General features: G+C 68.2%; 13 protein-coding genes. 7 read left to right on the top strand and 6 right to left on the bottom strand.

Annotation, left to right across the window (positions count from 1 at the left end; genetic code table 11):
- The first annotated feature begins 764 nt into the window (after nt 1-764).
- On the top strand, nt 765-1,694 hold the full coding sequence (locus JO391_RS07485) for an IS110 family RNA-guided transposase (RefSeq protein WP_220664477.1): 930 nt from the start codon (nt 765-767) through the stop codon (nt 1,692-1,694).
- 20 nt (nt 1,695-1,714) lie between these two features.
- Here the strand turns inward: JO391_RS07485 and JO391_RS07480 are convergent, their stop codons facing one another.
- The gene (locus JO391_RS07480; protein WP_220663822.1) at nt 1,715-2,248 is read right to left on the bottom strand and encodes an adenine phosphoribosyltransferase; all 534 of its coding nucleotides are present in this window, start codon (nt 2,246-2,248) and stop codon (nt 1,715-1,717) included.
- A 28-nt stretch (nt 2,249-2,276) separates the two neighbouring features.
- Nucleotides 2,277-3,146, bottom strand: coding sequence for an S-methyl-5'-thioadenosine phosphorylase (locus JO391_RS07475; protein ID WP_220663820.1), 870 nt, complete (start codon nt 3,144-3,146; stop codon nt 2,277-2,279).
- A gap of 136 nt (nt 3,147-3,282) precedes the next feature.
- On the opposite strand from JO391_RS07475, the gene JO391_RS07470 reads away from it, so the two are divergent.
- Nucleotides 3,283-4,650 carry an oligosaccharide flippase family protein gene (locus JO391_RS07470; protein WP_220663818.1) on the top strand — a complete coding sequence of 456 codons (1,368 nt, stop codon included), beginning with the start codon at nt 3,283-3,285 and terminating at the stop codon, nt 4,648-4,650.
- On the opposite strand, the gene JO391_RS07465 is transcribed toward JO391_RS07470, so the two are convergent.
- Nucleotides 4,641-5,231, bottom strand: a complete 591-nt coding sequence (locus JO391_RS07465; RefSeq protein ID WP_220663816.1) for a flavin reductase family protein — start codon at nt 5,229-5,231, stop codon at nt 4,641-4,643. The genes JO391_RS07470 and JO391_RS07465 overlap by 10 nt on opposite strands.
- Nucleotides 5,232-5,307: 76 nt before the next feature.
- Here JO391_RS07465 and JO391_RS07460 point away from each other — a divergent pair, with 76 nt between their 5' ends.
- Together JO391_RS07460 and JO391_RS07455 are read left to right on the top strand one after the other, a co-directional pair.
- On the top strand, nt 5,308-5,796 hold the full coding sequence (locus JO391_RS07460; protein WP_220663813.1) for a GNAT family N-acetyltransferase: 489 nt from the start codon (nt 5,308-5,310) through the stop codon (nt 5,794-5,796).
- A 57-nt stretch (nt 5,797-5,853) separates the two neighbouring features.
- The gene (locus tag JO391_RS07455) at nt 5,854-6,621 is read left to right on the top strand and encodes an EcsC family protein (RefSeq protein WP_259444850.1); all 768 of its coding nucleotides are present in this window, start codon (nt 5,854-5,856) and stop codon (nt 6,619-6,621) included.
- A gap of 37 nt (nt 6,622-6,658) precedes the next feature.
- Here JO391_RS07455 and JO391_RS07450 read toward each other — a convergent pair whose 3' ends face one another.
- A complete protein-coding gene (locus JO391_RS07450) occupies nt 6,659-8,206 on the bottom strand; it encodes a pyruvate kinase (RefSeq protein ID WP_259444849.1) in 1,548 nt (515 codons plus the stop codon).
- A 128-nt stretch (nt 8,207-8,334) separates the two neighbouring features.
- Between JO391_RS07450 and JO391_RS07445 the strand changes: the two genes are divergently transcribed.
- On the top strand, nt 8,335-9,591 hold the full coding sequence (locus JO391_RS07445) for an aspartate kinase (protein ID WP_220663811.1): 1,257 nt from the start codon (nt 8,335-8,337) through the stop codon (nt 9,589-9,591).
- On the top strand, nt 9,588-10,130 hold the full coding sequence (locus JO391_RS07440) for a TetR/AcrR family transcriptional regulator (RefSeq protein WP_220663810.1): 543 nt from the start codon (nt 9,588-9,590) through the stop codon (nt 10,128-10,130). Before JO391_RS07445 ends, JO391_RS07440 begins: the two co-directional genes overlap by 4 nt.
- Here JO391_RS07440 and JO391_RS07435 read toward each other — a convergent pair.
- Both JO391_RS07435 and JO391_RS07430 read right to left on the bottom strand, forming a co-directional pair.
- On the bottom strand, nt 10,105-10,512 hold the full coding sequence (locus JO391_RS07435; protein ID WP_220663809.1) for a hypothetical protein: 408 nt from the start codon (nt 10,510-10,512) through the stop codon (nt 10,105-10,107). The two genes, JO391_RS07440 and JO391_RS07435, sit on opposite strands and share 26 nt — an antisense overlap.
- 170 nt (nt 10,513-10,682) lie before the next feature.
- Nucleotides 10,683-11,015, bottom strand: coding sequence for a GYD domain-containing protein (locus tag JO391_RS07430; protein WP_220663808.1), 333 nt, complete (start codon nt 11,013-11,015; stop codon nt 10,683-10,685).
- 343 nt (nt 11,016-11,358) lie between these two features.
- On the opposite strand from JO391_RS07430, the gene ptsP reads away from it, so the two are divergent.
- The gene (gene ptsP / locus JO391_RS07425) at nt 11,359-13,602 is read left to right on the top strand and encodes a phosphoenolpyruvate--protein phosphotransferase (protein WP_220663806.1); all 2,244 of its coding nucleotides are present in this window, start codon (nt 11,359-11,361) and stop codon (nt 13,600-13,602) included.
- Nucleotide 13,603 lies beyond the last annotated feature (1 nt).

Raw genomic sequence — 13,603 nt, 5'->3', positions numbered from 1 at the left:
TGAGGGGGGCTCTGCCCCCCTTTTCTTTACGGTCCCGATGGGGCGTCCGAGCTCGGACGCTTCGTCGAGTTGAATGATTGCAATGGGTTGCGCGGTCGTCTTAACTTGGACTTAAGAATTGTCCGAGTTGTACGCGCCATGAGGCCAGCAGTCCACGGGCGCCCTTGGGATCGCCGTCCAGGTCGGCCCGGCCTCGGCGCCCCTCGCAGGCGCGGAGGCTATGGACCCTTATCGCGATGGCTTCCAGGTTGCAGCGGCGGGGTTGGACGCGTCCGGGTTCGGAATCCGGGTGAACCATGCCCAGGCAATGGGTCATGCGCGGGAGTTACCGTGTCGGCAAGGAATGGGGGCCCGGCATGTCATCATGGCCGGCCATGTCCGGGCGCCGAAAATCCCTCCGGCCCCTTTGCGATGGTTGCGCCGGCAAGAGCAAACACCGGTTCAGCGTCGGGGGAGTGAGTTCACGCTGCCGTCGTTTCTGGTGGGACGTCGTTTGAGGTGGGAGTCGGGATGAACCCCGACCTAAGGCTTGCTGAAGCTCCGTCACGAAACCCATGGGCCGGGAAGTGGTGGGTTTCACCCACCCTTGTCTCTTGCCGTTTTGCGATAATGTGGCTGGCAGACGAGACCCCGACCCACCCTTGGGCCTTTGAGCCCGTCGCGTAGCTTGGGGCTCGTCTGCCGACCGACTTCAAACCTGAACAGTTGCATGGGAGGGCCGCACCACCGGCCGATCCCGCAGATCAAGGACAGGCCCCATGACCTTGCCACAAGACTGCATCGGCGTCGATATCGCCAAGGACTGGATCGACGTCTTCCACCTCTCCACTGGCCACCGTGAGCGGATTGCCACGACAAAACAGGCGCTTGCCCGCTTTGCCAAGACGGCTGGGGACGCGCTCGTGGTACTGGAGGCCTCCGGCGGTTACGAGCGTCCGGTCACCGAGGCGCTGGCCAAGGCGGACGTGGACTTTGCCCGCGTCAACCCCCGCCAGGCGCGCGAGTTTGCGCGTGCGAAGGGCCGCCTGGCCAAGACCGACCGTGTCGATGCCGAGGTGCTGGCGCAGATGGGCAAGGCGCTGGAGCTGGCGCCGACCCCGCCCGCCGATCCCGACCGGCAGCGGCTGGCCGATCTGGTGGCACGGCGCGAGGTGCTGGTCGGCATGATCCGGGCCGAGAAGAACCGCGCGGGCACCACCCGCGACACCTGGCTCTCGCGGGAAATCGCGTTGTCTGTCCGCGTGTTGCAGGATCATCTTTCCGCTGTCGAGGAGCAGATCGCCGTCCTTGTCGAGACCCGCGACCGGCTGGCCGTGCAGGCCCGACGCCTGCGCTCGGTGCCCGGCATCGGGCCGGCCGTGGCCGCGGTCCTGCTGGCGCGCCTGCCCGAACTCGGCAGCCTCGAGGCCCGGCAGATCGCCGCCTTGGCCGGGCTGGCCCCCCATGCCTGCGATTCCGGCCTGTCGCGCGGCAAGCGCCACATCTGGGGCGGCCGCGCCGGCGTCCGCCGCGCGCTCTACCTCGCAGGCTTCGTTGCGTCCCGCTACGATCCCGTCCTCAAGGCCTTCCGACAACGCCTCCAAGACGCCGGAAAACCCACCAAGGTCGCCCTCACCGCCTGTGCCCGGAAGCTCCTCACCATCCTCAACGCGATGATGCGCGACGGGAGGGACTACGGGAAACAGGCGGGCTGAAAGACAGTTGCTACGCTCGCTCAATGCCCTTCGAAGGCGCAGAGGCAGTGGACCTCCATCCCCATGGCTTCCAGCTTGCGGCGGCCGCCGAGGTCGGGGAGGTCGATGACGAAGGCGCAGCCCACGACCTCGCCACCGAGGCGTTCGATCAGGCGGATGCCGGCCTCGGCGGTGCCGCCGGTGGCAAGGAGGTCATCGACGAGAAGCACCTTCTCTCCGGGCAGTAGGGCATCGTCGTGCACCTCCATCACCGCCTCGCCATATTCCAGCGTGTAGCCCTGCGCGATGGTGCGGCCGGGCAGCTTGCCCTTCTTGCGGATCGGCACGAAGCCGGTGGAGAGCTGGTGCGCCACCGCGCCGCCCAGGATGAAGCCCCGCGCTTCCAGCCCCGCCACCTTGTCGATGCGCATCCCGGCATAGGGGTTCAGAAGCTGGTCGATCGCCATGCGGAACCCGCGCGCATCGGCGAAGAGCGTGGTCACATCGCGGAACAGGATCCCCTCATGCGGGAAATCCACGATGGTGCGGATGTAGTCCTTGACGGTCTTGGACATGGAAACCTCGGGCGGTCGGGGGAAAAGGTCAGGGGAGGACGCGGCCAGCCACGGCATCCAACTTCGCCAGAAGCTCGGGGTCGCGCTTGTCGGGGGCGGTCATGATCGCGGTGTCGAGCGCGCGGTCGCAGCCGTGGGGGCAGGGGGCGCGGTCCTGGCCGAGGAGGGCGGGCAGGCGGGCGACGAGGCCGCGGGCGTGGCCGGCGTTTTGCGTCAGGGTGCGGATGACCATCGCCACGTCCACGCTGTCGTGGTCGGGGTGCCAGCAGTCGTAATCCGTGACCATGGCCACGCAGGCATAGCAAAGCTCGGCCTCGCGGGCGAGCTTTGCCTCTGGCATCCCGGTCATGCCGATCACGTCGGCACCCCAGGAGCGGTAGAGGCGGCTTTCGGCAAGGGTGGAGAATTGCGGGCCTTCCATCGCCACATAGGTCGCGCCGCGATGGACCGTCACGCCCTGGGCCAGGGCGGCCTCGGCGCAGGTGTCGGAGAGGCGGGGGCAAGTGGGATGGGCAAAGCCCACATGGCCCACCAGACCGGGGCCGAAGAAGGATTTCTCCCGCGCGAAGGTGCGGTCGATGTACTGGTCGACCAGGACGAAATCGCCGGGCCGGTAGTCCTCGCGCAGCGAGCCCACGGCGGAGACGGCCACCACATCGGTGCAGCCGAGCCGCTTCAGCGCGTCGATGTTGGCGCGGTAGTTGATGGAGGAGGGCGTCTGGACATGGCCGCGGCCATGGCGTGGCAGGAAGGCCATCGGCACACCGTCGAGCCGGCCCACCAGAAGCTCGTCCGAGGGCTGGCCCCAGGGGGTTTCGACCTGGACCCAGGAGGCGCCTTCCAGCCCCTCGATCTGGTACAGGCCCGATCCGCCGATCACCCCGATCATGGTCTGCATGGACGTCTCCTTCCGGTTGCGCGGCAGATTAGGCCGCGCGTCACGGGGACCGCAAGCGCGACAGTCCGTTCCCGGCATCGCGATTGCGCTTTGGCTGGCGGGTTCCTAGGGTGGCGCCGGATCGCAAGGGGTTTGAATGGGCCGGCTACTTCGTGCCTTCCGGGGGCAGGGTCTGTTTGAGCGCGCGATGCGCGGATCGGCGGTGACGGCCATCGCCTTCGTGCTGGCGCAGGTGCTGCGGCTGGCGTCGAACCTGATCCTGACGCGGTTGCTGGCGCCCGAGGCCTTTGGCCTGATGGCGCTGGTGTCGATGGTTCTGATCGGGCTGGCGCTGTTTTCGGACATGGGCATCGGGCCGTCCATCGCGCAGCACAAGCGGGGCGACGATCCTGATTACCTGAACACGGCCTGGACGATCGGGGTGATCCGGGGCGCGCTTCTGTTCGTGGTGGCCTCGGCGCTGGCTTGGCCGGCGGCCTGGTTCTATGACGCGCCGCAGCTTGTCTATCTGTTGCCGGTGGGGGCGTTCGGGCTGCTGATCGGGGGCTTCACGCCGACACGGGTGGACAGCGCCAACCGCCACCTGATGCTGGAGCGGGTGGTGTTCCTGGACCTTTTCGTGCAGGTGGCCACCCTTGCCGCGATGATCCTGGTGGCCTGGGCGACCGGATCGGTCTGGGCGCTGGTCATCGGCGGGCTGCTGACGCCGATGCTGCGAATTCCGCTGGTGCTGCGGTTCCTGCCGGGCGAGGTCAACCGCTTCCGGTGGGAGCGCGCGGCGGCGCATGACCTGATCCATTTCGGCAAGTGGATTTTCCTGTCCACCGTGGGCGGATTCTTCCTGCTGCAGGGCGACCGGGCTATTCTGGGGGCGCATCTGACGCTGAGCGAGTTGGGCGTCTACAACATCGGCGCTTTCCTGGCGACCTTTCCCATCCTTCTGGGCCAGGCGGTCACGGGGCGCGTGCTGATCCCGCTGTATCGCGAGGCGCGCGAGCCTGTGGGCGGGGATGCCGTGCGGGCGCGGATGCGGCGGCTGCGCTATGGCTTGACGGCGGTGCTGGTGGCGCTGCTGGCGGTCTTTGCCTTTGGCGGCGTGCCCATCGTGGGGCTTTTGTACAGCCCGGCCTATCAGGAGGCGGGCGCCATCGCGGTGGCGCTGTCCTGCGTGCTGATGCCCCAGGCGATTGGCCTGAGCTATGACCAGGCGGCGCTGGCCGCGGGGGATTCGCGGCGGTTCTTCCTGGTCACCTTCGCACGGGCGGTGTTGCAGACGGGGCTGTTCCTGATCGGGGCGAGCCTGGGCGGGCTGGCGGGCGCGCTGATCGGACAGGCGGTGGCGATCCTTCTGGCGCATCCTTTCCTGGTCTGGCTGGCCTGGCGCAATGGCGTCTGGGATGCACGCCATGACGCCCTGTTCTTCGTTGTCGTGCTGGTCCTGATCGTGCTGGCGATGGGGTTGAACGCTGAGGCTTTGTCGAGCCTCTGGCTGGATCACGCCTGACGGTCGTCGGGCCGGAGCCTTTCGAACACTTCCCGCACCACGGTGTAGTCGCGATAGCCCATGCGGGCGACGGGGCGGAAGCGGGTCACGTCGAAGCGGCCGTCCACCAGGCAATCGTCGCGCAGGTGGATGCCCGTCACCTCGCCGATCACCAGCACGTTGTCACGGCCAAGGAGCATGACCTCCTGCACCAGCCGGCATTCGAGGACAGCCGGCGCGCCTTCGACGCGGGGGCAGGGAATGGTGACGCAGGGCACGCGGCGGACGCCGGCGCGGTCGAACTCGTCCACCTCGCGCGGGAGTTGCTCGGACGTGGCGTTCATCGCGTCCAGCATCACCTCTTCCACGATGTTCACGGCGAAAAAGCCGGTATCCAGCACGTTGCGCAGGGAATCCTTCACCCCGGTCGAGGCGAAGGTGACCTGCGGCGGGGTGTAGGCGGCGGCGTTGAAGAAGGAATAGGGGGCGAGGTTGTCGCCGAAGGGGCCGGTCGAGGAGATCCAGCCGATGGGGCGCGGCGTGACGATGGCGTTGAACGGGTTGTGGCGCAGCCCGTGTCCTTCGGACGGTCGGTAGAACATCTTTGTCCCTCGCGGTTTGAACCTGACCTAGGGCCATGCTACCCGGCGCGCCAGAGGGATTCGCGCAGGCAGGGTCATGGCCTACAGGCTGGAGGAAGAGACCGAGGCCGACTGGTGGGAGGTGGAGGCGCTTTACGACCTCTGCTTCGCGCCGGGCCGAACCGCGCTGTCCTCGTACCGGCTGCGCGACGGTGTGCCGCCGGTGAAGGACCTGTGCACCGTGGCGCGCGACAGCGATGGAACCCTGGCCGGGGTGATCCGCTACTGGCCGGTGCAGGTTGGCGGCAAGCCCGTGCTTCTGCTGGGGCCGGTGGCGGTGCACCCGACGCGGCAGGGCGAGGGGCTGGGGGCCCTTCTGATCCACGAGACGCTGGCCGAGGCGCGGCGGCTTGGCTGGGAGCGGGTGATGCTGGTGGGCGACGCGCCCTATTACCGCCGCTTCGGTTTCCGCAAGCTGGACGCGGTGGAGATGCCCCCGCCCACCAACCCCGAGCGGGTGCTTGGCATGGAAATCCAGCGTGGCGCCTGGGACGGTGTGGCGGGCCGGGTGGAGAAGGCGGGCTGAAGCCGGGGACTTGTGCAGGGGCGGGGGTCTTCCCATTTGCTTGGGATGGAACAGACCGTGCTTGCCACTACGCCTGCGCTTCCCGTGCCCTTTGCTGACCCCGCTCCGGAAATCGCGGCGCTGGCCGAGGCGTGGCGGCGCGCGAACGGACCCGTGATGTCGCTGGCGAACCGGCTTGGCGGCGATCTGGAGAAGGCGCAAGGCGCCCTGCCGGTGGCTTTGCGCAACCGGATCGACCGCATCACCGCAAGTGCTTTGGAAACGGCGATGTCGGCGGCTGCCGTGGGCGACCGCGCGCCGCGCCTTGGCCGCCGCGGCCCGATGGCGGCGGTGCTGGTCAGTGGGGCGGCGGGCGGGGCCGGGGGTCTTGCCACAGCGATTGCCGAACTGCCGGTCACGGTGACGGTGCTGCTGCACGCCATCCGGAGCGAGGCACGGGCGGCAGGCTATGACCCCGACGATCCGGCGATCCGGGCCGAATGTCTGAAGGCCTTTGCCGCCGGGAGCCCCTTGGCGGCGGATGACGGGGTCAACACCTCGTTCCTTTCGGCGCGCCTGACCCTGACGGGGCCCGCGCTGCAGAAGGTCATTGCCACGGTCGCGCCGCGTCTAGGCATCAGCCTGGGCCAGAAGCTTGCCGCGCAGTCGGTGCCGGTGCTGGGGGCGCTGGCCGGTGCGGCGCTGAACGCGGCGTATCTGAACTACTACCGCGAGATCGCCCGCATCCGCTTTGCGCTTCTCCGCCTGTCCGAGGCTCATGGCGCGGCGCCGGTTCTGGCGGCCTTTGGCCAAGCTGCGGCTCGCCCGGCGGTGGCCCGCGCCTGAGCGGAGGGGCTGGCGAGGCCGGTTCGATCCGGGCTGGTTATCCCTGACGCCAGAGGCCCAGGGCGGAGAGGCGGGCGCGCTTCTTGTCTTGGTGGCGGTCCATCCGCATCAGGATGTCGCGCAGGAAGGACACGGCTTCGGCCTGGTGTGCGCCCTTGTTCAGCATGACGCATTCGGCGCGCTGGCTCATGGCGGCGTCGGTGATCTCGGCCCGGCTGGCCTGGCCTTCCTTGACCATGCCTTCCAGCACCTGCGTCGCCCAGACGACCGGCACCTGCGCTGCCTCGCAAAGCCAGAGCACCTCTTCCTGGATTTCCGACAGACGGTCGAAGCCGATCTCGACCGCGAGATCGCCACGCGCGATCATCACGCCGACGGGGACGCGGCCGCCGGCCTCGACGATCAGGTCGGGCAGGTTGCGCAGGGCAAGCGGGGTCTCGATCTTCAGAAGCACCGCCGGAAGCCGCAGGCCGCCGGCGCGTTCTTCCATCGCGTCGATCAGGCCGCGCACATCCGCGGGCGTCTGGACGAAGGAGAAGGCCACGATGTCTGCCAGCGGCACAACCACGTCCAGCGCCGCGCGGTCCTCGGCCGTGAGCGCGGGCACGTCGAGGTCGATCCCCGGCAGGTTGACGCCCTTGCCGGGCTTCAGGCGCAGGCCGGCATCTGGCGCGCGGGTCACCACAAGCTCGGCCGCGCCGCCGCGCCGCGCCGTGACCTCGGCCCAAAGCTTGCCGTCATCCAGCGAAACGAGCGCCCCGATCCCGAGCGCCTGGACCAGAGCGGGGTCGCTGAGCTGGGCGGCCGGAAGCTTGCCGGGCAGGTCGCGGGGCGAGAGCACAAGCGCGAAGCGGTCGCCCTGTCCAAGGCGGAGCTTTTCCGGGCCCCAGACCCGGGCCACGCGAAACTTTGGTCCGCCAAGATCCATCGAGATCGGCAGTCTGCGCCCCAGTCGCGCGCCGGTGTCGCGGATGTGGCGGATCATCTCGCGCCATTCGCCGGGGCCGTCATGGGCGCAGTTGATGCGGAAACAGTCGGCACCGGCCGCTGCCAGATCAGCGATCCGGCCGGAGGTGAGAGCGGTTTCACCGGCCAGCGTCACCATGATGCGCGTCTCGGGTCCGGTGCCCTCGGGGCGGTCGCCGAAGAGGCGGGAGCGGCGTTCCGCCAGCAGCGCGGCACCGCCAGAAATTGCCGAGGGGTCGGGGAACACCGCCTCGGGCTCGCCCGCGATCAGCGACAGGGCCGCGATCACCGCGTCGAGCGAAGGGCGGACATGGCCGTCAAGCCGGCCAAGCGAGGACAGGCCAAGCTGGCCAAGGGCAGGCTGGACCGGGGTGAGGTCGGTCTCGCGCAGGGCGAGCCAGTCCGCCAGATTCTCGACCGAGGACAGGAATTCGGTGCGGCGGACAAGCGGCGCCCAGTCCGACATGCGGCGCGTGGCGCGGTGCGCGATTTCGGCGCGCAGTTCTGTCAGCCGGTCCAGAAGCTGGCGGGCGGCAATGTCCTGGCCTTCGGTCATGCGGACCACGGCTGCGATCTGCCGGCCAGCCTCTTGCGAGCGTTCGGCGCTGGTGCCGTCCATCGGCGCTCTCCTCATGTTGCGCCGCGCCTAGCAGGGAATCACGACAGTCTCGTGTCAGCCTTGCCCTTGCGCCCCCCCGCCCCTCCGCATAAAGGAACGCCCGATGTTCGGGGCCGTGGGGGGTATCCATGCCGCTTCTGGTGATGAAATTCGGCGGCACTTCGGTGGCCGACCTTTCGCGCATCGAGAATGCCGCGAATAAGGTCCGGAAAGAGGTGGAGCGCGGCTATGACGTGATCGTCATCGTCAGCGCCATGTCGGGCAAGACCAACGAGCTGGTGGGCTGGGTCGAGGGCACCTCGAAGCTGTATGACGCGCGCGAATACGATGCTGTCGTGGCGAGCGGGGAAAATGTGACCGCCGGGTTGATGGCGCTGCGCCTGCAGGAGATGGGCGTGCCCGCCCGGTCCTGGCAGGGCTGGCAGGTGCCGATCAACACCACTTCGGCGCATGGCTCGGCGCGGTTCGTGTCGATCCCGCGCGACAACATCGACGCCAAGTTCGCCGAGGGCTTCAAGGTCGCGGTGGTGGCGGGCTTCCAGGGCGTGTCGGCCGAGGGCCGCATCACCACGCTCGGCCGGGGCGGCAGCGACACCACCGCCGTGGCCTTTGCCGCCGCCTTCGGCGCCGAACGCTGCGACATCTACACCGACGTTGACGGCGTCTATACCACCGACCCGCGCATCACTGACAAGGCGCGCAAGCTGGACAAGATCGCCTTCGAGGAGATGCTGGAACTGGCCTCTCTGGGTGCCAAGGTGCTGCAGACGCGGTCGGTCGAACTGGCGATGCGCTACAAGGTGCGGCTGCGCGTGCTGTCCTCGTTCGAGGACACCGACGAGACTTCTGGAACGCTGGTCTGCGACGAGGATGAAATCATGGAATCGAAAGTGGTCTCTGGCGTCGCCTATTCGCGCGACGAGGCGAAGATGACTCTGATCGCCGTGGCCGACCGGCCGGGCGTGGCAGCTGCGATCTTTGGGCCGCTGGCCGATGCGGGCGTGAACGTGGACATGATCGTCCAGAACATCTCGGACCATGCCGGCAAGGATGGCGGGCCTGTCACCGACATGACCTTCTCTTGCCCGACGAACCAGGTGGCCCGTGCCCAGAAGGCGATGGAGGACGCGCGCGCCGCGGGCCTGATCGCCTATGAGGGTCATGTGGTGGACAGCGACGTGGCCAAGGTCTCGGTCGTGGGCATCGGGATGCGCAGCCATGCGGGCGTGGCCGCGACGATGTTCAAGGCGCTGGCGGCCGAGAACGTGAACATCAAGGTCATCGCCACGTCCGAGATCAAGATCTCGGTTCTGATCGACCGCAAGTACATGGAACTGGCGGTGCAGGCGCTGCACGACGCCTTCGGCCTCGACAAGGTGTCGTGAGCCGGGCCGGCGCACGCCGGGCCGAGATCCTGGATCGGCTGGCCGATTTCGTGCTGGCCGAGGGGCTTGTGTCTGCAAGCCTGCGCCCGCTGGCGCAGGCGGCTGGCCTGAGCGACCGGATGCTCCTTTATTACTTTGCCGACAAGTCCGCTGTGCTGTCTGCAACGCTGGAAACCGTGGTCGCCCGCCTGACCCTGGGCATGGAGCGGTTGCCGGCGGAGCCGCGCCCGGCGGAGGCGCTGTGGCGAGACCTGCTGGCCTTCTCGATGGACCCCGAGGTCTGGCCCTATCTTCGGCTTTGGCTGGAGATCGCCGTGCTGGCTGCCCGGGGCGATCCGTTCTGGCGCGCCCGGGGCGAGGCGATCGGGCTGGGGTTCCTGGACTGGGTGGTGGCGCGGCTTGACGGCCCCTCGGTGGAGGCGCGGCGGATCGAGGCGGCGCGGTTGCTCGCGCGGCTGGATGGCGTGGTGGTGCTTCGGGCGGTCGGGCTGGACGGTGCGGTGCCGGGCGCCTTTACCGAGCTTCCCGGAGCTGGCTGATCAGCGCCAGGACAAGACCCACGGCGCCGCCCCACAGGATGAAGGCGGCGGCGTGCAACTGGCCTTCGGTGTCGGGGGCGTAGATCCAGGGCATCCAGCCGAAGACGATCCCGTCCAGCACGAGCGCGGCTGCCGTCACCACGCCGACCGCGGCAAGGATTCCGCCGCGCGAGACATGGGCGAGACGTCTGGTCAGCCAGATTGCCGGCAGCGTGCCGGGCACGAGGAGCGCATAGGACAGCGCGCGCCATGTGCCGCTCAGCGCTCCGAGGGGCTCGATGATCCTCACGATGACCACCCCGGTCAGCCAGAAGCCGGCGCCGAGAAGGATGAGAAGGCCAAGCTGGCCTGCGGAGGCGGGGGTTGATGTGCGGGTGGGCAAGGGAATCTCCGTAGCGGGTGCTACACGACCCTAAGCCGAATGTAGCGGGCGCTACAAGTCTTGCGGGGGGCGGATGGCCCGACCATCCTGGTGTTCCTCTCAGGAGAACCGTGGCGACGAAATCCAGGGTCAGCGGGCCATTCGCGGCCCGCTGAAGGCTTTGGGTCCGCTCAGGCGTGGGGCGCCTTGTAGGCACCGGTGGCCTTGCCCGCCATCTCCATGGCGGCCATCGCATCGGCCGAGGTCATGAGCTTCACCGTGGATGATTTCGAGACCGTCCCGGCCGAGGCGACCGCCGCCGCGCCGGCCATCATCATCTTGTCGTCGGGGCCTTCGATCAGGCAGATGACATCGTATTCCCCGAAGGCAAAGAAGAGGTGATGCAGCTTCCCGCCAAGTGCCTCGATAAGCTTGCGGGCGGCGGCTTCCCGATCGCTTGGAGTGGCGACCATCGACCTCACTGCTTCCCTAGAATAGCTGATTTGATAGAGATAGAACGACATGTTCCGTCCTTTCGCTGATCAGGGCCCCCGCCAAAGCGGCGTTGGCCCGATGAGCATGCGCCTGTTTGCCACGTCCGTCGATCATTCAGACTCAGGGCCGCCCGGGCTGGCCGAACCTGTCCCCGCCGCAAGGGCCATGCCGCGCTGCGGGGCTGCGGCTTGGCCCTTGGCGTCATCGGGCTGCCTTTCCGAGCCTTGCGGCACCGGTCCACACGACGCTTATCCTGAAGGCACCTGTCATCCACCCTCGCTTGCCCGGTCGTCCGGGGCTGCGGCCATGGCCTAAACCGTTGTCACTTCCTTCCCGGTTGTGGTCTAAGGGGCGCAAAGGGGACAGGACGGAATGGGCGAACGGACCGAAAGCGATAGCCGCAAGTTGTTGCGCCGCCTGCGCGACACGCTGGCCCAGCCCGGTCAGGGCCAGGAACGGCTGGACCGCATCGTCCGGCTGATCGCCGATTCTATCGGCACCGAGGTGTGCTCGATCTACCTGTTCCGTGACGGCGAAACGCTGGAGCTGTGCGCGACCGAGGGCTTGCGTGCGGAATCGGTGCACCAGACCCGCATGAAGATCGGCGAGGGGCTGGTGGGTCGCGTGGCGCGGACCGGCCTGCCGGTCAACACGGCCAATGCGCCGCAGGAAAAGGGCTTCCGTTACATGCCCGAGACGGGGGAGGAGCTCTATTCCTCGTTCCTGGGCGTGCCGGTGCAGCGCGTGGGCGAGAAGCTGGGTGTGCTGGTGGTGCAGTCGCGCCAGGCGCGGCTGTTCTCGGACGACGAAATCTATGCGCTGGAAGTCGTGGCCATGGTTCTGGCCGAGATGACAGAGTTGGGCGCGTTTTCGGGCGACAATGGCGCGGTGCGCCACCTGCATCGTCAGCCGGTGATGTTCCGCGGCGGCACCGGGCAGGAGGGCACGGCCGAAGGCCATGTCTGGCTGCACGAGCCGCGCGTGGTGGTCACGAACCCGGTGGCCGACGACCCGCTGACCGAGATCGAGCGCATCCGCGATGCCGTGGGCAAGCTGCGGGTTTCGGTAGATGACCTGTTGTCCGTCGAAAGCCTGGACAAGGACCAGAAGCAGGTTCTGGAGGCGTATCGCATGTTCGCCCATTCGCGCGGCTGGCTGCGCCGGATGGAGGAAGACATCGCCCGCGGCCTTTCGGCCGAGGCGGCGGTGGAGAAAGAGCAATCGGCGGCGCGTGCCCGGCTGGAGCAGGTGCCCGATGCCTATCTGCGCGACCGGCTGCACGATCTGGACGATCTGGCGAACCGCCTGCTTCGCATCCTGACGGGGCAGGGGCACGACACCGGCGCGCAGATGCCGGACGACCCGATCCTGATCGCGCGCAACATCGGCCCGGCGGAATTGCTGGACTATGGCCGCAAGCTGCGCGGCGTGGTGCTGGAGGAAGGTTCGGTCGGCAGCCATGCCGCCATCGTGGCGCGTGCGCTGGCCATTCCGCTGGTGATCCATGCCGGCAACATCACCACCGAGGCGCTGAACGGCGATCATGTGCTGGTCGATGGCGACCAGGGCATCGTCCACCTGCGTCCCGAGGATTCGGTCGCGCGCGCCTTCCGCGACAAGATCGCCATGCAGGCCGAGGCGCAGAAGCGCTATGCCAGCCTGCGCGGCCTGCCGGCGCAGGCGATGTGCGGCACGACGGTTGGGCTGCACATGAACGCGGGCCTGATGGCGGATCTGCCGAGCCTGGAAGGCTCGGGCGCCGAGGGGGTTGGCCTCTTCCGCACCGAATTGCAGTTCCTGGTCCGCAACCAGATGCCCCGCCGGGCAGAGCTTGCCGCGATCTATGCCCGCGTGATGGATGCGGCCCGCGGCCGCCGCGTGGCCTTCCGCACGCTGGACATCGGGTCCGACAAGGTGCTGCCCTACATGAAGCCGCAGGACGAGCCGAACCCGGCCATGGGCTGGCGCGCGATCCGTGTGGGCCTCGACAAACCCGGCGTGCTGCGGATGCAGTTGCAGGCGCTGATCCGCGCGGCGGACGGCCGGCCGCTGAGCGTGATGTTCCCCTTCATCGCCGAACGGGCCGAGTTCGCCTCGGCTCGGGCGACGGTTCTGAACGAGTTGGACCGCGAGCGCGCGCTTGGCCGCAGGGTGCCCGAGAAGGTGGAAATCGGCGCCATGCTGGAAACGCCGAGCCTGGCCTTCGCGCCCGACAGCTTTTTCCGCGAGGCGGATTTCGTGTCGATCGGTGGCAATGACCTGAAGCAGTTCTTCTTCGCCGCCGACCGCGAGAACGAAAGGGTCCGCCGGCGGTATGACACGTTGAACGTGTCGTTCCTGACCTTCCTGGAACAGATCGTCGCGCGTTGCGCCGCAGCGGGCACGCCGCTGTCCTTCTGCGGCGAGGATGCCGGGCGGCCCATCGAGGCGGTGGCCTTTGCCGCCATGGGCCTCAGGATGCTGTCGATGCGGCCGGCCTCCATCGGCCCGGTCAAGGCGCTGATCCGCCAGGTCGATCTGCGCGAGGTGCGTGCCGTGATCGACCGCGCCCGCGCCGAGGGGGCCGAAACCGTGCGCCCGGCCCTGATGGACTGGCTGAGCCGGCAGGGCGGCTGAG

It is taken from the genome of Neotabrizicola shimadae (genome assembly GCF_019623905.1).
GTDB classification, from domain to species: domain Bacteria; phylum Pseudomonadota; class Alphaproteobacteria; order Rhodobacterales; family Rhodobacteraceae; genus Neotabrizicola; species Neotabrizicola shimadae.
This window is presented reverse-complemented; position numbering and strand designations above follow the sequence as displayed.

What these genes read in the sequence shown, in the direction of transcription:
- JO391_RS07460 (WP_220663813.1), top strand. Translation starts at nt 5,308, where the DNA reads ATGGCCTACAGGCTGGAGGAAGAGACCGAGGCCGACTGGTGGGAGGTG.
- JO391_RS07430 (WP_220663808.1), bottom strand. Translation starts at nt 11,015, where the DNA reads ATGTCGTTCTATCTCTATCAAATCAGCTATTCTAGGGAAGCAGTGAGG.
- JO391_RS07465 (WP_220663816.1), bottom strand. Translation starts at nt 5,231, where the DNA reads ATGTTCTACCGACCGTCCGAAGGACACGGGCTGCGCCACAACCCGTTC.
- JO391_RS07450 (WP_259444849.1), bottom strand. Translation starts at nt 8,206, where the DNA reads ATGGACGGCACCAGCGCCGAACGCTCGCAAGAGGCTGGCCGGCAGATC.
- JO391_RS07480 (WP_220663822.1), bottom strand. Translation starts at nt 2,248, where the DNA reads ATGTCCAAGACCGTCAAGGACTACATCCGCACCATCGTGGATTTCCCG.
- JO391_RS07445 (WP_220663811.1), top strand. Translation starts at nt 8,335, where the DNA reads ATGCCGCTTCTGGTGATGAAATTCGGCGGCACTTCGGTGGCCGACCTT.
- JO391_RS07470 (WP_220663818.1), top strand. Translation starts at nt 3,283, where the DNA reads ATGGGCCGGCTACTTCGTGCCTTCCGGGGGCAGGGTCTGTTTGAGCGC.
- ptsP (WP_220663806.1), top strand. Translation starts at nt 11,359, where the DNA reads ATGGGCGAACGGACCGAAAGCGATAGCCGCAAGTTGTTGCGCCGCCTG.
- JO391_RS07475 (WP_220663820.1), bottom strand. Translation starts at nt 3,146, where the DNA reads ATGCAGACCATGATCGGGGTGATCGGCGGATCGGGCCTGTACCAGATC.